The sequence below is a fragment of the Paraburkholderia sp. genome (assembly GCF_047605525.1).
Lineage (GTDB): Bacteria > Pseudomonadota > Gammaproteobacteria > Burkholderiales > Burkholderiaceae > Paraburkholderia.
Map to the genome: position 1 here is coordinate 59,910 of NZ_JASGFN010000020.1, position 21,277 is coordinate 81,186.

At 57.2% G+C, this 21,277-nt stretch carries 23 protein-coding genes; 3 read left to right on the forward strand and 20 right to left on the reverse strand.

Annotated elements, in window-relative coordinates:
- Positions 1–34: 34 nt before the first annotated feature.
- From QM685_RS25910 to QM685_RS25940, 7 genes are all read right to left on the reverse strand, one after another.
- A complete protein-coding gene (locus QM685_RS25910) occupies positions 35–793 on the reverse strand; it encodes an enoyl-CoA hydratase/isomerase family protein (protein WP_415120793.1) in 759 nt (252 codons plus the stop codon).
- Positions 794–911: 118 nt separating this feature from the next.
- Positions 912–1,358 carry a VOC family protein gene (locus QM685_RS25915; RefSeq protein ID WP_415120795.1) on the reverse strand — a complete coding sequence of 149 codons (447 nt, stop codon included), beginning with the start codon at positions 1,356–1,358 and terminating at the stop codon, positions 912–914.
- An 89-nt stretch (positions 1,359–1,447) separates the two neighbouring features.
- Positions 1,448–2,689: an MFS transporter gene (locus QM685_RS25920; protein WP_415120797.1), complete on the reverse strand. Its 1,242-nt coding sequence runs from the start codon at positions 2,687–2,689 to the stop codon at positions 1,448–1,450.
- A 115-nt stretch (positions 2,690–2,804) separates the two neighbouring features.
- Complete coding sequence (locus QM685_RS25925; RefSeq protein ID WP_415120799.1) at positions 2,805–3,833, reverse strand: Rieske 2Fe-2S domain-containing protein; 1,029 nt, start codon at positions 3,831–3,833, stop codon at positions 2,805–2,807.
- An 87-nt stretch (positions 3,834–3,920) separates the two neighbouring features.
- Positions 3,921–4,208 carry a DUF1330 domain-containing protein gene (locus QM685_RS25930; protein ID WP_415120801.1) on the reverse strand — a complete coding sequence of 96 codons (288 nt, stop codon included), beginning with the start codon at positions 4,206–4,208 and terminating at the stop codon, positions 3,921–3,923.
- 42 nt (positions 4,209–4,250) lie between these two features.
- Positions 4,251–5,264: an aldo/keto reductase gene (locus QM685_RS25935; protein ID WP_415120966.1), complete on the reverse strand. Its 1,014-nt coding sequence runs from the start codon at positions 5,262–5,264 to the stop codon at positions 4,251–4,253.
- 67 nt (positions 5,265–5,331) lie between these two features.
- Positions 5,332–5,769: a MaoC/PaaZ C-terminal domain-containing protein gene (locus QM685_RS25940; RefSeq protein ID WP_415120803.1), complete on the reverse strand. Its 438-nt coding sequence runs from the start codon at positions 5,767–5,769 to the stop codon at positions 5,332–5,334.
- A 523-nt stretch (positions 5,770–6,292) separates the two neighbouring features.
- Between QM685_RS25940 and QM685_RS25945 the strand changes: the two genes are divergently transcribed.
- Together QM685_RS25945 and QM685_RS25950 are read left to right on the forward strand one after the other, a co-directional pair.
- Positions 6,293–6,616, forward strand: a complete 324-nt coding sequence (locus QM685_RS25945; protein WP_415120805.1) for a helix-turn-helix transcriptional regulator — start codon at positions 6,293–6,295, stop codon at positions 6,614–6,616.
- 72 nt (positions 6,617–6,688) lie between these two features.
- A complete protein-coding gene (locus tag QM685_RS25950; RefSeq protein WP_415120807.1) occupies positions 6,689–7,642 on the forward strand; it encodes a LysR family transcriptional regulator in 954 nt (317 codons plus the stop codon).
- Between the two features lie 21 nt (positions 7,643–7,663).
- On the opposite strand, the gene QM685_RS25955 is transcribed toward QM685_RS25950, so the two are convergent.
- The 12 genes from QM685_RS25955 to QM685_RS26010 form a co-directional block, all read right to left on the reverse strand.
- The gene (locus QM685_RS25955) at positions 7,664–7,945 is read right to left on the reverse strand and encodes a DUF4148 domain-containing protein (RefSeq protein ID WP_415120809.1); all 282 of its coding nucleotides are present in this window, start codon (positions 7,943–7,945) and stop codon (positions 7,664–7,666) included.
- Positions 7,946–8,199: 254 nt separating this feature from the next.
- Positions 8,200–8,853 carry a MarR family winged helix-turn-helix transcriptional regulator gene (locus QM685_RS25960; RefSeq protein ID WP_415120811.1) on the reverse strand — a complete coding sequence of 218 codons (654 nt, stop codon included), beginning with the start codon at positions 8,851–8,853 and terminating at the stop codon, positions 8,200–8,202.
- 355 nt (positions 8,854–9,208) lie between these two features.
- Complete coding sequence (locus tag QM685_RS25965) at positions 9,209–9,679, reverse strand: VOC family protein (protein WP_415120813.1); 471 nt, start codon at positions 9,677–9,679, stop codon at positions 9,209–9,211.
- Between the two features lie 146 nt (positions 9,680–9,825).
- A complete protein-coding gene (locus tag QM685_RS25970; RefSeq protein ID WP_415120815.1) occupies positions 9,826–10,431 on the reverse strand; it encodes a YitT family protein in 606 nt (201 codons plus the stop codon).
- Positions 10,432–10,595: 164 nt separating this feature from the next.
- Complete coding sequence (locus QM685_RS25975; RefSeq protein WP_415120817.1) at positions 10,596–10,949, reverse strand: BON domain-containing protein; 354 nt, start codon at positions 10,947–10,949, stop codon at positions 10,596–10,598.
- A gap of 38 nt (positions 10,950–10,987) precedes the next feature.
- Positions 10,988–12,067 carry a porin gene (locus QM685_RS25980; RefSeq protein ID WP_415120819.1) on the reverse strand — a complete coding sequence of 360 codons (1,080 nt, stop codon included), beginning with the start codon at positions 12,065–12,067 and terminating at the stop codon, positions 10,988–10,990.
- A gap of 108 nt (positions 12,068–12,175) precedes the next feature.
- Entirely contained in the window at positions 12,176–13,102 is a 927-nt protein-coding gene (locus QM685_RS25985) for a fumarylacetoacetate hydrolase family protein (protein ID WP_415120821.1), read from the reverse strand.
- Between the two features lie 356 nt (positions 13,103–13,458).
- Positions 13,459–14,550 (reverse strand): hypothetical protein, encoded by a 1,092-nt coding sequence (locus tag QM685_RS25990; protein WP_415120823.1) that lies wholly within the window; start codon positions 14,548–14,550, stop codon positions 13,459–13,461.
- A gap of 57 nt (positions 14,551–14,607) precedes the next feature.
- Positions 14,608–15,861 carry an MFS transporter gene (locus QM685_RS25995; protein WP_415120825.1) on the reverse strand — a complete coding sequence of 418 codons (1,254 nt, stop codon included), beginning with the start codon at positions 15,859–15,861 and terminating at the stop codon, positions 14,608–14,610.
- Between the two features lie 81 nt (positions 15,862–15,942).
- A complete protein-coding gene (locus QM685_RS26000; RefSeq protein WP_415120827.1) occupies positions 15,943–17,103 on the reverse strand; it encodes a DUF5624 domain-containing protein in 1,161 nt (386 codons plus the stop codon).
- A gap of 21 nt (positions 17,104–17,124) precedes the next feature.
- Positions 17,125–18,012 carry an amidohydrolase family protein gene (locus QM685_RS26005; protein ID WP_415120829.1) on the reverse strand — a complete coding sequence of 296 codons (888 nt, stop codon included), beginning with the start codon at positions 18,010–18,012 and terminating at the stop codon, positions 17,125–17,127.
- Between the two features lie 21 nt (positions 18,013–18,033).
- Positions 18,034–18,813 carry an HpcH/HpaI aldolase family protein gene (locus tag QM685_RS26010; RefSeq protein WP_415120831.1) on the reverse strand — a complete coding sequence of 260 codons (780 nt, stop codon included), beginning with the start codon at positions 18,811–18,813 and terminating at the stop codon, positions 18,034–18,036.
- A 98-nt stretch (positions 18,814–18,911) separates the two neighbouring features.
- Here QM685_RS26010 and QM685_RS26015 point away from each other — a divergent pair, with 98 nt between their 5' ends.
- Complete coding sequence (locus tag QM685_RS26015; protein WP_415120833.1) at positions 18,912–19,799, forward strand: LysR family transcriptional regulator; 888 nt, start codon at positions 18,912–18,914, stop codon at positions 19,797–19,799.
- Positions 19,800–20,409: 610 nt separating this feature from the next.
- Here the strand turns inward: QM685_RS26015 and QM685_RS26020 are convergent.
- A complete protein-coding gene (locus tag QM685_RS26020) occupies positions 20,410–21,186 on the reverse strand; it encodes an SDR family NAD(P)-dependent oxidoreductase (protein WP_415120835.1) in 777 nt (258 codons plus the stop codon).
- Positions 21,187–21,277 lie beyond the last annotated feature (91 nt).

Below are 21,277 nucleotides of genomic sequence, written 5' to 3' on the forward strand. Positions count from 1 at the left end.
ACGAGCGGCTCAACGAGTCTTTTTGAAAGCCCCCTTACGTCGACGGATTCTGCATATGAAATGCCGTCAATTGTGCAGATGACGCGTCGCTCACGTACAGATCCGCATAGAGCCTGCTTTCCACTGCCAGTCCTTCTTCCAATGGCAGCGACGATGCTTCCACCGCGCGTCGCGCCGTAGACACGGCTAACGGCGAGAGGGCTGTAAATTGTTCTGCCCATGCAAGCGCAGCGCTAAACAGCATGTCATCCGGAACCACTTCATTTACCAACCCCAGGTACTTTGCTTCGTCGGCGTGGATAAGGCGCCCCGAGAAGATCAGGTCCAGCGCGCGCGACATGCCGATCAGGCGCGGCAACCGCTGCGTACCGCCGGCGCCAGGCATACGCCCGTGCGTTACTTCGGGGAGCCCCATCACCGCGGATTCGGTGGCTATCCGATAGTCGGCCCACAGCGTCAGCTCAAGCCCTCCACCAATTGCCATGCCGGCTATCGCCGCGACGACCGGTTTGTCGATTTGCGCAATCGAAGAAAATGCCGCTTGACCGCTGCGCGATCGCTCGAACGCGCAGTCCAGTGATAGCTGGCGCATCTGCTTCAGATCGGAACCGCCTGCGAATTGCATCGGACCGCCCCAAACGATCACCGCGCAAATCGACTTGTCGGCGGCAATCCTGGCGCACGCGTGGATCAGCTGATCCATCATCTCCCTGGCGATGGCATTTGTCGGAAGACAATTCAGTTGCAGTGCCGCCACCGCACCATGAGTGCTGACCTGAATCAGATCATTCATCGACTTCTTCTCCTAAAAGCGCGCGTGCCTGTATTCCTGGTGACCAGCATCGAGCGGGGAGGTGCGCGGGAGCATCGCAGGCAACTGATTGCTACCTCGTGCCCCTGAGAACTACACATCAACTTCCTAGCCAGTAGGCATCGGTCGAGAAATCCACGGTAAATGGATGGGTCTCCAACGTATAGAAGCGGAGATGCCTGCCGTCGGGATCTTCTGCCACCAGCAACCAACCAATAACGCCCGTGAGAATGCCTGAATGGTGAACTCCGAGCGCCGTCAGATGGGCTTCCCAGACCAGCAGATCCTGATGGGTTCGCACCGAGAACGTCACCGGATCGAGCCCCGACTCGCGTTTCGCTCGTTCGGGGGATTTGCGCAATTCGAGGTAGGTGCCAAGGTTTTCGACACTCAATACGTAGGCGAATACTTCGCCGTCTTTGTCACGATGATCCAACTCGACCAGGCGCTTCGCGGCCAGCACAGTCGAATAGAAGTCAAGGCTGCGATCCAGATCCGCGACGTTGAACTTGAGGTGATGAATTCCGGCGATAGCGGGATTTGTCATGGAAGCAAGAGAATGGGATTGGAACGCGAAAAGCGATCGCGAGGATGGCAACTCCGATCAAAGCTCATATGAATTGTGGGCCATGCTCTTCACAGGACGGGCGGCGGACCTTCCGTGCTGGAAAGATATTTTTTGGATCTCTCGCCGCGCAGCGGAAAGCCAAGGACCAGGAACAGGATCGCGGAAAAAACGAACAGCACGACCGACATGCCAATCGCGACCGTATAGTGCCCCAACTTGTCGTGGATCGACGCAAAGGCGATGCCACCTACCGCAATACCTGTGTAAAAAAACGTAGCGAGGCCACCGTACACCGCACCGTAGTGCTTCAGTCCGAACAGGCGGGCACAGAAGAACGACATAAAGTCGAGTTCGGCACCGACGCTCAGTCCGATCAACAGGACCGCGACCAGCGCAACCTCGATGGTGGCGCTACCGAGCAACCACAGCAGCATGCCAAGCGCGGCCAGGCAGAGCGCCGTGGCCGCCACGCGCTCGGCTCGAAAGAAATCAAGCGCCCATCCGGTCACCAGCCGGCTCAGGAACACTGAACCGGAGAGCGCGGACAACAACAGTGGCGTCAAGCGCGGCGCCACCCCTTTCTCAATCACAATCGATTGGAATTGCGCAACAAAGCCGAGGGATGCAACACTCAACGCGAAAATCGCGATGCCGAGAATCCAGAACGGGCGTTTGGCTGCTGCCGCGGCCAGACTGTCGCCGGTCTCCGAAGTGGCTGTCTGTGCGCCTTCGGCCGAGCCACGGCTCAATGCGAACGCAATTAGACCCCCTACCATCACTGCTACTGCGAAGAAGCGGTATCCGCCCCGCCAGCCCCAGCGACTGAAGATGGTCGCCAGCATCGGCGGCAAGATCATCGCGATCAGACCGATGCCGACCAGCGAGAATGCCAGCGCAGTGCCACGCGAACGTACGAAGCGGGCCGAAACACTGCGTGTGTAGCTAACCGGCCCGGTTGCACAGCCCAGTATGTTCAGCATGAGAAACGCGGCATAAAACATCCACAGCCTCCCGGTCATCGCGGAGAGCCAGATGTAGCAACCCGACATACAGATGGCCGACAGCATGGCCACCTTGCGCACGCCGAAGCGATCGAGCAGCACGCCGGCGAAGGGCAGTGCCACCGCAGTCAGCGGAAAGGCGACCAACGATACGGCGGCGGCCGCCTTGGACCAGCCGAATTCGTGCTCCAATGCCCGAAAGAAAAAGCTGGATACAGGGTTATAGGCCCCGATCCCCAGGCCGAGACCAATCATCGCACCGACCAGATCGCGCCAGGCAACGCGCAGTTCGTCGAGAAATACACGCATTCGTTATCCTTTACCCGTGCCGATATGCATCGCTGTCGCCGCTTTGGTGATCCAGTTCCAGGAATGCGGCCGCGATTTCCTTCATGCTTTCAAGGAGAGCGTCAATCGCGCCGTCCTAGCGAATCATCTCGCGCCCGGGATGGGCACGCGGATAGTTGCAGATATAGCGGATACCAAACGCCAGGAAACGGTCGGAAGCGGTCAGGTTGTCCCGCCGGAAGCTCACCGTCTCGAAGATTGGTGCGTCTTCGTTGATCAGGCGCAGCGAATACTCGCGTAAACGCGCCACCAAGGCCTTGGCCAGATCAACATCTTCGGTCGTGGAGCCAACGGGCGTCGCCGCAACCAGAAAGCCCTCCGTCGTGGCCGCCGACACCGGACAAAGGCTGTGCAATAGATACTGTCTACGGCCATTAGTTTCGCTGCTCACAGTCACGGTATTGACGCCCCACAGCTTGCGGTACTGAACGACCTCACCGAACTCCGGGACATTGACGCGAGCCTGGTAAGTCAGCGTATGTCCGTCGTTGCAGATGTGGTTCTGGTCGACTTCCATCGGCATGTCATGCACCACGCGGAAGTGCTGCAAATCGAAACTATTCAAGAACACGATCGAACTGTCGACTCGCATCGGTCGCGGATTACGAAATGCGTCAACGATCAGGTCCTGCCCGCTGCACTCGAAGCTCGGAGGTGAATAAAGCGCCGTCTCACCGTTGAATACCCAGATGATGCCGAGCGATTCCGCGGTCGGATAGTTGAACAGCTTTGCGCGGGGCGGAGGCCGATCACCCGACGGCACCTCTGTACATGCGCCGTTGGTGCCATAGCGCCAGAAGTGGAACGGACATTGCAATTGGTCGCCGACGAGGCGTCCGATCGAAAGGTCCGCACCCAGGTGACGGCAATACGCGCTTTTGACATGTGCCATACCGTCCGAGGTTCGATAAACGACTACGCGCCCATCGAGAAACGGCGCACCGATTACCGCGTTTTCGCCGACTTCCGACGACAACGCGACCGGGTACCAGCACTGGTGAAACTCATCTTCTTCGCGGAATTTGACGCGAGCCCCACGCGGACTCGAATCGGCCACTGGAACCGCGTGAAAACCCGGGATCCCGGTAGTCTGTTGGCCGCTCATGGGTGTTTCCCTCCACGCACGTTATCGGGTATCTTCGATTCGTTTCAGACCCGTGAGAGATTATTCAATCAGTGAACCGTGATTTCACTATATGCCTTCGACAATGAAAGCACGATTGGCCGACCCGAGCCGCCGGTGTCGGGCTGCGTCCTGATAGGCAGGGCTATAGAACCAGGCCTTCGCTTCATCGAAGGTGGCGAACTCGAATACGACGACTCCCTCGATCGGCGCACCTTCCAGCATTTCAAAACGCCCAAAGCGAACCCGCGGAGTCATCGTGTGCCCGTCGCGAGACGCCGGCACTTTACGCGCATACTCCGCCAGCTCTGCGGGATCCCACGTGCTTTCCCTGGTCAGGATAATGTAGGCCGGCATCTCTGGATTTCCTTTGAAGGTCGAATGAATTTCATGCGTTGCCTACGATCTATGCCGGTGATTTTCTCCACCGTCGATTTGCCGCATAAGTGCGGCGCTATATCGATCACCGACAGCGGCGCCTTTGGGAATAGCCGCTTCGATAGAGGCAAGATCATCCTCCGACAACTGAATACTGGCTGCCTTTAGGGCTTCTTCAAGGCGATCACGGCGCTTGGTGCCTACTAAGGGAACGATATCGTCACCTTGCGCGGCGACCCAGGCGATCGCCACCTGTGCGATGGTGCAGTTCATATTCGCCGCGACTGTTCGAAGCGCTTCGACTAATGCAAGATTCCGATCGATATTTTCAGGCGCGAAGCGAGGCAACGCATTGCCAAGCGCGGGGACGGATACGCTGCGCTCCCGAGTCCACTCACCACTAATGAGCCCCCGCGATAGAACACCGTATGCAGTAACAGCAATTCCGAGTTCGCGACAGGTCGGCAGGATCTCGTCCTCAATGTCGCGCGAAAATAGCGAGTACTCGACCTGAACATCACAGATCGGATGAACTGCGGCAGCCCGACGGATAGTGTCCGCGCTAACCTCCGAAAGTCCGATCGCCCGAACTTTTCCCGCTTTCACCTGATCGGCAATCGCATCCACAGTTTCTTCGATAGGAACAGCGGGATCCAGGCGCGCCGGTCGATACACGTCAACGTAATCGGTTCCCAGTCGTGTCAGGCTATAAGCCAGGAAATTTCGAACGGCCGCTGGACGCGTATCGACTGGCCCCCATTCTCCCGACGGCCCGCGGAGAGCGCCAAACTTCACGCTTAACGTAGCATCCTCGCGTCTACGCTCTGACAAAGCGCGGCGAATCAATAACTCGTTGTGCCCCATTCCGTAAAAGTCGCCGGTATCGATCAGCGAAATTCCCGCGTCAAGCGCGGCGTGAATGGTTGCAATGCTTTCTTCCTCCGAGGCTGGTCCATAGGCGCCGGACATGCCGACGCAACCGAGACCAAACGATGATGTAAGCGGTCCGTTTCGCCCGAGATTTCGTACTATCACACCCATGTTGTATAACCGCCAATTTAGGTTGAATGTTACTGGTCACGCCGCGCCACGACGCGAGGCACTATTGCGAAAGCCGCGAGGCGAACAGCATGCTGAGTTCGGCGGTCAACAATACCTCTCCTTTCTGACTCACTACTTCCAGTCTGAATCTGACCGTGCCTCCGGACGGCGCGTCTTCCCTGGCTATAACCTGCAACACCGGGTGAATGGTGTCACCAATGAAAGCCGGAGTGATGAAGCGAACGGCATCCAGTCCCAGGAAGCGCAGAATCCGATCAGGATCAATTGGGGCTCGCGCCAGCGCACTTGAAAGCAGGAGCAGACCGTGGGGCACCCGCTGTCCCAGCGGGGTATTTCTGGCGAACTCGGCATCGACGTGCTTTGGGTTCCAGTCTCCTGTGACGCCTGCAAAATTGACGATGTGGGCCTCAGTCATCGTCACGCCGCGGTAAGACTTGCGATCACCAACGCTCAGATCGTCATACCATTGATCAAACAATTGAGATTCTCCAAAACGTTCTGGTTCGATAGCCTGCTCGGCACGACCACTCCTTCCTCTTTCTTAAACTTCGACTAATTGATTGAATAAATTATTATCAACCGCCATGCAGATTAAAATCACATGACTATGTGACAGAAGCGGCGCGCACCATCTCACTGTCGATGTGTAGTAGACGTCATACAGTCATCCTGAGCGCGCGAATCGTCCCTCATTACCCAGCTAGATTTGTTGATCGAAAGGCTGAAAACGCATCCCTCGTGATTGCTGTTGTTGTGAGCAAATTTTCCTCCACCCCTGTGCAACGATCTGCACATCTCCAGCGGGGGGTTGCGTACGAAATGAAGCCCGCAAAATAGCGGTTTGACCACAGGGTTTTCCATGCCTTGCGTCGCCCGACAAGGCAGTTCTATACTTTTAATCGTCAGGCGCCTTACTAATTTAAGGCGAGGGAGCGGTTACCAGAAAGATAACTACCAGTGTCCCTATACAACGCGAGGCGCGGGGGCAAGGAGCAAATGTGATGAGCAATCTGGAAGGTACTTCGTCGCCGAACAGTCATCTGGCGACGCGGCCCGTAGGACTAGGCGATGACTGGCTTCTCGCGGGCACGCAGGCGTTCTCTGTGCTCACGGCTCGTGAGCGTACTGTTTGCATCGGTATCTTAACTGGTTACACGTCTGAGGCAATTGCGCTCAATTTAGGCATCTCGATCAACAGCGTTTTAACCTATAGGAAACGTGTTTACGAAAAACTGCGTATCACTTCACAGAATGAGCTTTTTATGCTGACATTCCGGCACTTACTAATTCGGAAGAGCGTTGAGTCTCATCCTGAGATCGCATAAAGGTGCCCAGGATACGCACTGCCTTTGCGGCACGCTGATCGAGCGAATTGATTTGCGCTAGCGACGCAAGGCATGGATAGCATCTCAAATCGCGAGAGGTCGGTCTCGATAGCTCTGGCGCCGTTCCTCACGATAATGATCAACCTTCTTCAGGCAATGAACGTGTTCGACCGCGTCGCCAAGACCGGTAGCTTTGCGCAAGCAGCGACACAGCTCAATCTCTCCACCTCGATAGTGACACGTCATGTGGCTAATCTGGAAGCACACCTGGGCATCCGTCTACTTCAGCGCACGACTCGAAAGGTAGCCCTCACCGAAGCGGGAGTTCAATATGCGCAAGGGTGCCGTTCAATACTTGCGGAAATCGAGCACATAGAGTCCTGCGTGACCACTACCTCACGACAAATTGCTGGTGACTTGCGAATAGTGGCGTCAGGAAGCTTTTCGCTGTTTCGGCTGGCACCGTTTTTCGCCGCGTATCAGGCGAAATACCCTCTCGTGGTTCTGAAGGTGACCCTTACTGAGCAACACGTGGACTTGCTGGATGCTGGCTTTGATGTGGGAATCGTCGTCGACCGGATGATCAGTTCGTCATCACTGATTGCAAGAAGGCTGATACGTACGGCTAGAATTCCTGTCGCCTCGCCGCGCTATCTTGCCGAAGCAGGTACGCCGATGGCGCCAGCAGATCTTGCGCAGCATCGTCTGCTCTGCCCGCCCGGGGAAACCGGTCTGCAATACTGGATCTTCGCCAACCACTCCGAAGAACGAATACCATTCGATCCTTCCTTTACTGTCAACAATGCAATGATGCTTAAACAGGTGGCACTTGCTGGCATGGGCGTCGCCGTGCTTCCGGTGAGTCTCGTCGCGGATGATCTGATGGCCGGAAATCTGGTTCGTTTGCTACCGGCATATCATATTGTCAACGGAGAGGTCGAAATCGCCCTCGTTTACCCGAGCCGCCAATTTATCCCGCAAAAAGTACGCAGCTTTATTGATTTAGCTGTCGACTATTTCGGTTGAAATCTGCATCGACTCAACGAGCTATTTAGACTGTCGAGCGAGCGTTTGCGGAGCCACGAGAGCACGCAGGTCCTCGCCGCGTGCATAGGCGAGCTGAGCAGACGGATAGTTCTGGTCGTTCATCGGCAACACGCCTGCCCTCTCCGCGGAAAGCAATTCCGCTTGAACCTCCGCGCGGCTTGTCGCACCTGGTCGGACAACCGGAGAAGAGACCGGTTCTGAACTGGAGGGCATTTGTGCAAAGACAGGGCTGCTGCATAAGAGCAAAAGCAAAGCGAACCCGACGGCAACATCTTTGTTCATGACGGTTTCCAAAAGACCTTCACTGAGTACTGTTTGCGCAGTATAGAACTCACGATCTGGCAAGTGGTGACGCGTTCCGCAATGCATTGCGAACAATTTAGCAATAATTCTTCGATCGTGCGTCTATGACACCATAAATTTCAGCACCAAGGCTAAAGTCTCGGATTGATTGCGCCGTTTACTCAATCAGGCCCAGAAGACAGCATGACGACTGTCGCAAATGCGACGATTCGAGTAGCTGTAGTCGCCGCACCTCAGCGCACGGTATCGGTAGTCGCCTCGGCGCGATCGGCGAGATGATTGAGCAAATCCGTCAACGTGGTGAGTTCACTACCGTCAATGTTTCCAAAAGCATGAGACAGTCGTCGGCAATGATCGTCCATGATCCGCTTCAGACGTACGCGTCCCTTTTTGCTAAGCTGGACGCGCAGATTTCGCCGATCAACTGGATCCTCTACACGTTCGACGAAGTCGTCTTTCACGAGACCGTCGATCAGGCCGGAGACGGTGGCGCGTGTCACCGATAATTGGCTGCCGAGCTGCGAAAAACTCACCGCTTCGTCACCCGCCGCCCAGATCAACATCAACACACCCATCTTCGCCGGCGACAACCCCGTGTCCGCGAGCCAGGCAGCGAATGCGTTGTCCATGCGTTGCGCCGTCCGACGCAACGCGTAAATGGCATCGAAAATCACGACAGGCAAGTCCGGATAGGTCTCGTGATAACGCTTAGTCCAGGACGGCGGAAGTGCATATTGCCCGTGCTTGATTAGTGGGTCTCTTTTTGTCATGCGATGGAATATGGGTCTCGGAACGTGGGTCGGCGGGATCTGAACCAATGCAAGCATACTATCTTTTGGAACGTTCGACCCCGCATCAACCCGCACGGCAGGGGTTGGCCGTGCCATGCAATTTCGGTTGCAATACCGATGGGATGACATCGAACAGATGCATGAAGCCAGGTCGTGTCGTCGCGGCTAGCGGCCGTCAGAACGACTGCGAGCGGAGTATCCGGCTTTCGGTGATAAGGTTGGTGCCAGCGATTCCCCTGTTTGCAATGCGGACGGTCCTTCCGAACCTTGTCGGCACCGGCGACGCGTCCTGAACACCGATGTCAGATCGCCGGTCGCGCCGTTAGAAATGGGCGATACGATTCGGTTGCCGAATTTCCATTATAAGAACCGCCTGAAAAATTCATCGCGCTGAACTGCAAATGTCCAGAGAGCGTTTAATGCACCGTCTGCATGCTGCACGAGTCCGTGGTCACGATGCCTTTTGAGACTCGTGCTCGGTGCCGAGCCAATAAGGATCGGAGGACACCCCCTCGCCAAACGCGTGGGTTTCGCGAGTATAAAAACGAATCCGCCGGTGGTCGGGATCTTCGACAACCAGCAACCACCCGACGATCCCCGTCAGCAGAGGCGAATGCGGCACAGAGACATCCTCAAAGTGCTGACGCCACGCTTCGAGTTCATCGCGTGTATCGACGGTCAATGTGAGATGGTCCCGTCCCGCTTCGGCTTTCGCAGATGTGGGCAACAGCCTGATTTCCAGGTAGGCGCCTAGACCATCGATTTCCAGAATGTATGCGAACAACTCCCCGTCGGGTCGGCGGTGGTCTAGTTCTCTCAAACGCCGCGCGCCCAGCGCTCTCTCGTAAAATTTCAGACTACTGTCAAGGTCGGAAACCGTAAATTTAAGGTGATGAATACCACCAATGGACGGTCGCGTCATGGGAACTCCTTTTGGTTGAGAACCGGATTAACGGGCAAGCGCACTACGGATCACACAATGTTGTGACAATACGACTGACAATGCCGACCGTAGATCGAAACCAACATGGAAAATTGCTTCCGTCTCACGGTGGGAAAGCCGCTTGCTTATGCTCCGGTATATCTGCCCGGCCGGTGGTTAAGCGCAATCACCATATTCAGAGTCACGGCACCTGCGAGAGACGCTAGCAGCACGATTGGCTTCACGATAAATAGCGAGGCCAGTACAACGGCACTATCGACGGCCATCTGCAACTTACCGGCACGAATGCCATACCGGTCCTGCAGAAATAGTGCGACCACGTTGACCCCTCCCAGACTCGCGTCATGGCGAAATAGTACGACGAAACCCGTGCCCATGAGGACGCCCCCTAGCATGGCAGAATAGAAAAGATTGAGCCTCTCGTACTGGACCATGTACGGATGAGCCATCGAAAATCCCGCGACCAGCGCCGACGCAATCAGAGATTTACGTCTAAAACGAACATCCATTCGGCGCATGGAAAAGTAGCAAAACGGAAGATTGACGATGAAGAACACCAGTCCGAATGGCAGTCCGCTCAGATAGTGAATCAGAAAGCTTAGTCCCGCGGTGCCTCCCGTGAGCAGCCCTACCCGGCTGTATAAATTGATGCCTGTCGAGACGAGCAGCGTACCCACAAGTAAGGCGAATGCGTCCTCGTACAGTCGATGCCGGGCGGAATGCGATGTCATCGTGAACAGGTTTGTGGCAAGAATCCACGATTGCAGAGGCGATCAACAATTCGGAATTCGCACAGTAGGCGCCCATTGTCACGCCCCGGATCCAGCGCCGACGGACGTCGGACCGCACGTTCTCAACGCCGACGTGTCGCGCCCCATACGCTATCCCTCACATCCTATTGAAGCGGATGTACGATCAAGGCGTTCTTCAACGATTTCACGCCAACCATCCCGCCCGCGACCTGTGCGGCGAGGTCGCTTTGGGATTGTTCTGGAACTGATCCCTCCAACGTTACCCAGCCGTCGCGTGCACGAACCGTCAGGTTGGCGATATTTAGCCCCTTCGTTCTCGCAAGCGCACGCCGTACATTGCGCTGTAATGTACGGTCCGCTGCCTTCACCGTTTTCGAGCGTACTTCGGTAGTTGTTGCGGACGCCATTACGTCGCTAGCGACGTCAGCAACGGCCCCGAAAGTTACCATAACAATAAATATACCGAGTGATATCTTGCTCTTGCTAAAGTAGCTCATACTTTTCCTGAGGGTTTGTAATATTCCGTGCCGGAATGCTAGAAAAACGTTCGCATGCCAATTCGCACGGCGGTGTCGTGACCGTTGCTCGACGGCGGCAGTGTGAGGAACGCAGCATGCGCACCGCCACTGGCGTTCTGGTAGGCCGCACTGAGATAGACATCGGTGCGTTTCGACAACGAATAGTCAAGCACCGCACTCACATTGCGCCATATTGCAGGGGACATTCTCGTGAAAGCGTAGCCGGCGCTGAACGCGATTGCCGGCGTGAACTGGTAAACCTCGCTTACTTCGTAGGAACGCATTGTCGCCGAGGTACTGGGGGTGTCTATTGTGGTATCGGTGAACAGCGCTCGTGTGGAAGACGGGCCAACCGTCACACTGGCAGCCAGTTCGATATTCTGCAGATTGTTCGCGACGAACAGCCCTTGTGGAAATGACGGTCCAAGCGATGTTGCGATCTGCGCGGAAGGGTTAAGCGGCATGTCATGTACATTGTTATATGCCGCCGCAATGCTGAATATCCCTCCCGTGTATCTCGCACCCGCGGCAACCGCGCGGCCGTTGCTCGCGCTAGCAGGCTGCCCGCCGAAGGCATACAACACACCCAGACTCAACCCGCCAATCGGCTGCACCGAGTACTTCACGGCGTTATTGATCCGCAGTGAACCACCAAGGTGATCGTAGTCGCCAGGATGAAAGCCGTATGCGCCAATTCGCGAACCCATCGAGAACAAGGTGATGTAGTCCCACACAAAGTCATACTGACGACCCAGCGTAAGCGATCCCCACCGGGAATTGGTCACGCCGACAAACGCCTGCCGCCCAAATATCAGGCCGCTTTGAGAAAAGGCACCGGTATTCAGGGAGAATCCGTTCTCCAGGGTGAAGATCGCCTGTGTACCGCCTCCGAGATCCTCGCTTCCACGAAAACCGAAGCGACTAGGTTGAATGATCCCGTCATTTGCCACTACTTCGCTCTTCCCGCCGGCATTTGAAACGTAGGTAATCCCTGTATCAATCAAACCATAAAGCGTGACCGAGCCTTGCGCCTTGGCTAATGACGATACGACGAGGAGCGCCGGCAAGACGAGCGCTGGCGAGAGGTGTCTTTTCACGAATGTCTCCAAACAAGATTATTTTTATGACGTACTGACAGATCTTCGATACCACCATCACTCGGGGAGTCTTTTAGTTTTTCTCTCCTGCGACAACGGTTTTTGTGTCTAATTAAATGCCTTTACGGATGGCGAGGTGACCCCCACGTCCAGGACGCCAACCTGCTCGATGGAAGCTCTTATCCGGTCACCCGGCTGCAGGAACGCTCCATACGAAACACCCGAACCAGCTGGTGCGCCTGTCAGTAAGACATCGCCGGGCTCGAGCGTCACGAACTGACTGATAAGGCTAAGTTGCTCGTCGATCCGGTAGAGCATTTCGCTGGTGTTGGCATCCTGCCGGGGCGTTTCATTAATCCACAACTGAAGGCGCAACTGGTGCGGATCCTTGATGAACTGTGCAGGCCGGATCACCGGACCGAAAGGGCACATTGTGTCCTGACATTTTCCGCGCATCAGGTCCACCTTGATCGGCGAATCGGGCTGCTGGACCCAGTCGCGCGCTGTCATGTCGAGTCCCACCGCATATCCCGCAATTGCTCGCATGGCATCCTCGCGGCTCGCATCGCTCAAACGGCGGCCAATCACAACAGCGAGTTCTATCTCCCAATCAAGCTGACGCGTTCTCGCCGGCATGACGACAGTATTGCCTGGCCCCACCATCGTGGTTGTGGGAGGTTTAAAAAAGAACGGCAGCGGTTCCCAGCGAGCAACCGGCAAGCCCATCTCGGCCAGATGACTGGCGTAATTCGCGCCCACCGCGATAACCTTATTCGGAAACTGTATTGCCACGCCGAGCGTAACTTCCTCCGCGGGCAGGCCGAGCGAGTTAAGCACCGGATCTCCGATGCAATGCTCAACGATATGCGCGAGGTAGCTGATATGTGAAAACCAGTCGGAGAAAAGCGCCTTGACCTCAAGCGCGGGCAGGTCGATTCCGTGCTGCTTCAAGACGTCAAATGGCCAGTATCGACCTTCTATTTCAAGCGCAGCCATTGGGTAGGGCTTCATGACCGTAGCAATACCAAAGTTCATCGTGAGCTTCCAGTTGGTGTGTGAATCCGTTCCGAATAGCGGTCCCTCAGCAACCATTATGTGAATCCTCTCAACCTTCATAAATCACATAAACGTGTGACGTCCGATTCGAATGATTTGCCAACTGGGGATAGCACGATTGTGCTGGGCACGAACGCATAGGCTGCAAGCACAGTGCCAGCCAGTTTCACGTATTCAGCTTCCCGGTAAGCGGCGGAGCAACCTTGTAATTACCTACATTTCCGTTCCGACGAACGACAGATAGCGAGGCGCCCCGTGGTTCGATCTGGAAGTCCTGCTTTCGGTCAGGAATGGTCCAGCGTAGGCGGCCCGGTACAAAGACACGATACGTCGCGCTAAACGTCGAAACGATACAACGTCGATGGCACATCAAAGCGCTGTTCAGCGCTCAAACTGTTAGCCACAGCTAAATAGCGCGCATTACCTTCCATAAAGCTGATGGCCGCCGTTGCTCCACTCGTTTCGAAGGTCTCAACGAGCGAGAAGGCATTCCCTGTCCATTGAAACACTTGTGATTCGCGTTCGACGACGGGCGCCTGAGGCGTACCAGTGATAAAGCAGACCCGCACGAGATAAAGTCCGCCCGTGCTTTCAATGAGGCAAAGCTCGCGCCCACCGGCCCCGCCCAACCGTTGCGTTTCGACAAAGCGTGCGCCGTCGAATCGGTAAAGCGTGGTATGGGTAAGCAGATTTACATGGATCATCCATAAGTCGCCGTCCGCTTCGAAGAAGCGGAAAGTGCGGCCGCCTTTTTCATCGAAGCGTTGCAATGTGACAAACTGTTCGACATTCCACTGCAATACCGACGAGCCGCTCACATGATCCGAATACGCAAGAAGGTGCATGTCGCCATGTTGGAAGTAATTCCAGTCGTAACCCCACAGGCCTTCTATCGTGTGAAAGAGTTCGAAGCGCTCGCCGTTCCACTCGAAGATCCTCGAAGTGCGAGGGTGTGTCGCGTCTACGCCATCCACAGTCACCCCTTGCGCCAGCGCGAGAAAGTGCCTTTCGCCGATCGCGAATGCGCGCCACTGCTTGGCTGCGAACACGGCGAAGCGCTGCTGTGCTTCCCATGCACCATTGCGCCATTCGTACAGTGTGGCCTGCGTGTTGAGGTCATACGGGCCCCGTCCTTTACGGATCCCCGCAGTGGCGAGGAAACGCCGGGCACCAATCTCGAAGTACTCGACATCCTCGCCGCCACTTACCGGCAACGCACCACATTGAACAAAGCGTTCACCCTCCATGCGAAAGAGTGGTGCCTCGATATCGCTGTCGCCACCATTCATATACGCCGGTTCGCCGGGCATATCGCGCGCGAGTTGTACCACTGCAAGGTAGCGGACGTCGTCCAGTTTCCAGGTTGCCAGCGCACGAGCACCTGTCGTTTCGAGCCCCTGGATCGGTGTCAGGATGCGTTCGCTCATTGAAGTCTTCTCCATTCTGAAATTACTACTTCCGCCATCCTGGGATCGTGTTACGGCCTAATTCTTCCCGTCGGCAACGGCGAGCGGAGTGCCAGCGTCATGTTCACCTTCGCCGCCCAGCTCCGCGTCACGCCCCCAGAAGCTCGCAAGTGCAACGCCGCCGGACGCGAACAACGCCAGCACCCCCGCGAAAATAAACAATCTATTGAACTCGACCTGATGCGCAAGCATCAGACCGCCAATCACCGGTCCGATGATCGAGCCAGACCGACCGATCGCCATCGTCCAACCCACACCGGAGGCGCGCACCGCAGACGGAAACAGACGACTGGCAATCGCGGGGAATGTCAATTGGCCACCGACAAGGAAAGCCCCGACGAGGAACAGCATGCCAAACAGCGCGTCTCCAACACCGATGAACAGGCCGAGTGCGCAGATCAACAGCGCGCCGCCGACGAATGATCCTGCGACAGGGCGGAACGGCTCTCGTCGGCGTACAACCCATGACAGCGCCAGTGCCCCCACGATCGCTCCAACATTGAGAACGACCGCGCCGAGCGCGGCTCGAGCAGGCGGCACACCGTTGATGTTCAGGATGGTCGGAATGAAACTGACCAGGAATCCCGAGACGATCATGCTCGCCAGGACCCCGCACCAAAGCGCGAATGCAGGTGCCGCCCGACCCTCCGCGAGAATTGCGCCCAACTTCGCATGGCTCTCACTCTGAGGCGCGGATGCGACTTCACGCGCTGGGACCAGCCAGATCACCGGAATAAGCATCGCAAGTGCAAACGCGCCACCCATCCAGAACACGATCTGCCAGCCGAAACTGGTCATCAACGCTGCCGAAATTGCGCCACCCACTACCGCGCCGAGAGGGAATCCTATAAACATAAGGATGACGAGCGATGAACGCTGTCTCGGCGTGGCGCATTCCGCGGTGATTGCGGCGACCGGCGGAATTGCGCCACCCATCCCAAGGCCGCCGATAAAGCGCAGAAATGCGAGTTGCGGCGCCGAGGTCGCGAACGCGCAAGCGAGCGTGAGCAACCCGGTCAGGGCGAGCGCCAGAATCAACATCGGCTTGCGACCGAAGCGATCGGCGGCGGGTCCCGCCGCAATCGAACCGACCACCGTGCCAATGAAGCCCGCGCCGAAAATACGGCCAAGCGACGCGTGGTCGATCTGTAGCGCGTGCGAAATCAGCGGGGCAACGAATGACAGCATCAACGTATCGAAGCCGTCTATCATCGATACGGCGAAACAGACGAGCGTGATTAGCGCGGCGTGCTCGGTGGAACGGGCGTTCATGTTTGCGTCTCCTGCGGGCGACGATCATGGCGTCGCCCTATCGTTATCGAGAAGTTTCTTGCCGCGACGAAACGCGACGAGTCACATGCTGCCGACCGCGGGATATTCGACATCGGTGAAACCCGGTATTGGCACTCGCGAGGGGGCGTTGCCGTTCGCATGCAACTGGTCGACGATATAGTCGGCCACGCAATTGGAGAGCAGTTGCGCCGGATCTTCCATGATGCGACGCAGCCGCGCGGTTGTCGCCGTGCGATCGCGCAGATCCGTGATTGGCGGCATTGCGCCGGCCGTCTGCGGTTCGAAGCGATAGCCGGCCTGGTTCGGAAACAGCTTACGGGCGACGTCGATACTCGCGCGGGTGTTGAGCCATAGCAGCCGATAATCATGCTCGAGCTTCGCGAGCCCGGCCTCGTCGGGCAACTGCGCGACCGAAAACGAAGGCGCATGGGGCGCGACAAGTACGCGCTCCGGCAGCAACGCTTGCTCTGACGCGCGCCACAGCAGATAACACATATTGTTCGAGGCCCACGTCACACCGGCAGTCGGCCGTCCAGACTGTCCACTCACCAGTGCCATCGCCCGGCTCCAGTCCAGTTGCTGTTCACGCAGCCAGTTGTCGATGCGGTAGACGATATCGAGGTAGGCAAGCCCGAACGTCGCGAACATGACGTCATTCATCGGCACGCTCACGCCTTCGCCCTTACGCGGCGCAAAGAACTGCGCATTGAGTGTGTCGAAGCTCAGTTGCGCCGGGTCCTTCAGCACGCGCTCGAGCATGTCCAGCGAGGCGCCGCACGTATAGTCAACGAGATCGACAATCTTCTGCTCATAGCCCGCAAAGCTCGCAACGTTCACGTAGTCGCGCCAAAGAGCCAGCGAGTTGGCTTCGCGCGTCTTTTGCACGTGAGCTAGCAATCGGCGTGCATCGGTACGCCACTGCGCCTCGTTGCCATCGTCGTCCGCCAGCTCGCGCATACGCGCCAGATACGCAAGCGCGAGCGGCAGATGCGAGACTGCGGTCAATTCGATGAAACCGCGCGTGGATTTGCGGAAGCTCTCAATCTGCGGTGGAGCGCCATCGCCCGGGAACAGCGCGATGTCGGAGCCAGTCGAAACGATGAGCGGGTCGCGCGCAGCCAGTTCGGCCATCTGCACGCTCAAATGAGCACCAATGCTCTCCGGGTCCGACGTGAATGCGCGAAACAGGCCCGCGAAGGCGGAATCTGGCTGATAGTTCATGATTGCCTCTCTCCCGCCACCTCAGAAGTCGAACAGGCGCGCCGGGTTGTCCGCGAGGATCGCCTGGTGCACGGCCGCATCATCGGTCCACTGCGCAAGCAGGTTGAGCAGTTCGCCCGTATCGCGTGAGCCATCGGGAATATGCGGCCAGTCGGATCCCCAGATCACCTTGTGCGGAGCCGCCGCGATAATGCCCTTCGCCATCGGCGCGACGGCTTCATAGCCGCGGTGCTTCGCGATGCGATACGGCGCGCTGAGCTTGAGCCAGCAGTTGCCATTGCGCAGCAGGTCGAGCAGACGCGCGAAGTCGTCCTGCGTGAGGCCATCCTCTTCGAGCATGTACCCCATATGGTCGATCACGAAATCGGTCTGCACATCCGCGAGAAACGGAATCAGGTTGCGCACGACCCAGCCCGGCGCGTAGAACTGTAGATGCCAACCGAGCGAAGCGCAGCGCTTCGCCATACGCGCGATGTACTGCTGAATCTCGACTGTCGGCAGAGCCGAGCGTGCGAACAGGTCGAGCCGCACTGCGCGCACGCCGGATTTGTGGAAACGATCCAGCGTCGCCGCATCGGTGTCCTCCTCGATCATCACGACGCCGCGCGCGCTCGAACCGGCCATTTCGAGCGCGTCGATCATGCAGCGATTGTCGGTGCCGTAAAAACTCGGCTGTACGATCACGAAGCGCTTGAGCTTCAGAACCTCCATGAGCCGCAGATAGTGAGCAAGCTTGCCGTCGGGCAGCGTGTAATGCGGGCGCTCAACGCACGGGTAGCGGTCGAGCGGGCCGAACACGTGCATGTGCGCGTCGCAGGCAAGGTCGGGCACGACAAACGCGGGGCGCTCGAGCGTTTGGCAATCGCGCATCGGCGTGGAGATAAGCGGAGTTTCGGTAGTGGCAACCATGACTTTCTTTGCTTCGATGAATTAGTTGATTGCACGGGCCTGTGTAGCCCGTTGCCGCAATGCGGCCAAAAATAGATCGGTGTCGATGCCCGCGAAGAGGAACGACTTTGCGCCTTCGCGGCGCAGCGCGGCAAGCGTTTCCCCTTCGGGCATACCACCGACGATCGCGACCTTGTCGTGGCGACGCGCGGCCGCGAGTACATGACGGCACGCCTCGACGACTTCGGGATGCGTGGGTTCGCCGGCGTGGCCGAGATCTGCCGAAAGATCGTTGCAGCCGAGCGCAACGATATCCACGCCTTCCACCGCCGCGATTTCGTCGGCGGCCTGCACACCCGCGCGGCTCTCGATGAGCACCTTGAGCGCACTCGCTGCATTCACCTTGGCATTCATTTCACGCACAGGCAGCGGGGCATAGCCGACGTGCGGCAGCGTGAGAATCTGTGAGCGCTGGCCGAGCGGCGCAAAGCGCGTAGCCGTGACGGCGACCCGCGCCTCTTCAGCGCTTTCGATGCGTGCGACGATGATCCCAAGCGCCCCGCCGTCGAGCACGCGGTTAATCGTCCCGTAGTCGCGCTCAGGCACGCGCACCCACGGCATCAGTCCGAGATCCTGCGCACACAGACACATCTGTGCCACGGCATCGACGGGCATGGTGCTGTGCTCCATGTCGATCCAGATCGTGTCGTAACCAGCAGCTTTCGCCCAACGCACGATCTCGGGCGTACGCGAGGCTCGAATCCCTAGCGCCACGACGTTGTGGCCCCCACGCAGGCGTTCGAGCAGTTCCGCTCCATTCATGTCGTCTCCGGTAGTTCTATCGGTCGACGAAAGTATGGTCCATGCCGGCGTTTTGTATTATTCTTTAAATCGATTTTATTGATTTACAAAACATATCAATGAACTTCCGTCATCTTGAATACTTTGTCGCCCTGGCGGAAGAGCTTCACTTTCGGCGTTGCGCCGAGCGCCTCGGCATCACGCAAGCGCCCCTCAGTCTCGGAATACAGGCGCTCGAGGCGGAGCTCGGCGCGCGCCTGTTTCATCGCACGAGGCGGGAAGTGTCATTGACCGAAGCGGGTATCGCGCTCGTCGACGACGCGCGAGCGATCCTGGCGCGCGTCGAACATGCCAAAGAGTCAGTTTGGGAAACAGTGAGTGGAGATGTCGGCCGGTTGCGCGTGGGGTTTACAAACGCATCGTCACTCTCTCCCATGTTCCCCAAACTCATCCACGCCTACCGCACGCAGCGGCCCAATGTGAAGATCACATTGATCGAGCTTTCGTCTGCCCGACAACTGGAAGCGCTCGAACAACGCGAACTGGACGTCGGATTACTGCGCGCGCCCGAAGCGCCGCTCCCGTCCAACATCGCCATTGCGCCGCTCTACACGGAGCCGTTGCTCCTGGCCGTGCAATCAAATAATCGCTTCGCGAAGGCGCGGAAAGTCCACCTCGCCGATTTGCGCGCTGAGCCATTCATCGCCTATCCACAGAAGGCCGGCGTTGTCATCCACGAGCAAACCCTATCGTTGTGCTCACAACGCGGCTTCCAACCGAAGGTCGTGCAGGAAGCACAGCAGGCTTCGACTCTTATTGGCCTGATTGCGACGGGTCTGGGCGTAGCCCTGGTGCCGGCGTCTCTACGTGCCATTTCGATACCGGGCGTTGTGTTCCGTATGCTTGACGACGAGGACACCACAACGACACTTTCCATTGCACATCGATATGGAGACGCAAATGCCCGTGTCACGTTGTTTGTGGAACTTGCTCTATCGTTCAGGTAGCCTGTGCGGGGATATCAATGTAGTTATCGACGTATTCGGGAAGTAGTACGACTTGGGGGCATTGCTTCGGCTTCTGCCTCCAGTCGAGCACTTTGCTTGAATGTTCTCTAGCGTGGCCATTAACCCTCCGATCCTGGTAACAATGCCCGCACTATGACATACCGCGACAAGGGATGTTAGCGCCATTGTCGAACATCGAACGAAACTTTTGATCACCCGGTGCCTCGGTGGGGCTGACATCGAGATTTTCTTTCATTGACTGCATGAAATCGTCAAAGCTGGTCGCCTCGCAATATCCTATGGAGAAAGATACCGTCATCGATACTGGCAGGTCATACTCATTTTCAAAGCAATTGGCTGGACGTTGCCGATCATTCAAAGATCGAATAGCAACTGTTGATGGCGACACATACGTACTGGCGTTCCAACAACCGTTACACCCGAAGCCAAACCGAGACAGGAGTGTACCAATCTGTCAGGGCCAGCACTCCTCTCCTCCTATCCAAATAGCAATGCTGTAATGGCCGGATCCAGGGCACAACGGGCATACGCTTAAACCGGTGAACGTCTCGAACTCGACGCGGATTCAATGTCTTGCTCCAATCACAGGTCAGCCCAGTGTGATACCGCCGTCAACGGTGAGCGAGGTGCCTGTAATCTGCCTGGCCTCTTCTGATAGAAGAAACTCGATCGCCGCCGCAACGTCCGTTGAAGCCCCCAAGCGTCCGGTTGGAGTGCGCTCAGCCGCACGCCTCCATCCAGCCTCATCAAGCGAACCCAGTTTGCCCGGGTCCTTCTGGGTGTAGCCAGGAATGACGCAATTAACCGTGGTACCGTCACTTGCTAGCTGCAGCGCGAGGCAACGTGCGAGAGTCTCCATCGCGGCTTTAGCCGAAGCAGATGCGGGAGCCAAGGAAAATTCATCGATCCGGTGGGCGATGAATGAACTCACCACCACCACACGCCCAATCGGCGACGTCCTCAGGCTGGGTAGCGCTGCTGTGATCATCTCCAGGAAGGCACCCGGCATAACGGACATGCAGAGGTTGAATTCAGCGGTCGTCAGTTCACCGAACGGGGATTTCCTGACGATCCCAGCAGCATGCACAATCTGATCGAGTGATCCGAAGGAGGACAATGCCAACTCGACGCACGCTTGCCCTTGGCCTGCCACCCCAAAGTCGCCCACAAATGTCACGCACTCGGCGCCGGCCGCTGTACAACGCGCCTTCACATCTGCTAGTTGCGCCTTGCCGCGGCCACCCGTATGCAACAACAAACGGGTGCCCGGATGCGCAATTCGCAATGCGGTTGCTGCACCGATGCCCGACGCAGCACCTGAAATCAATACAGTTCTTTCTATCTGACCGGTCAATTGCGTCTCCATGTTATCTCTCTTCCAATCCACTGACTTAATGCTTTAGCGGCGGGAGTATAGGAAATACTAAATCGCGCATATGAAAGAGGGAAGCGAACAG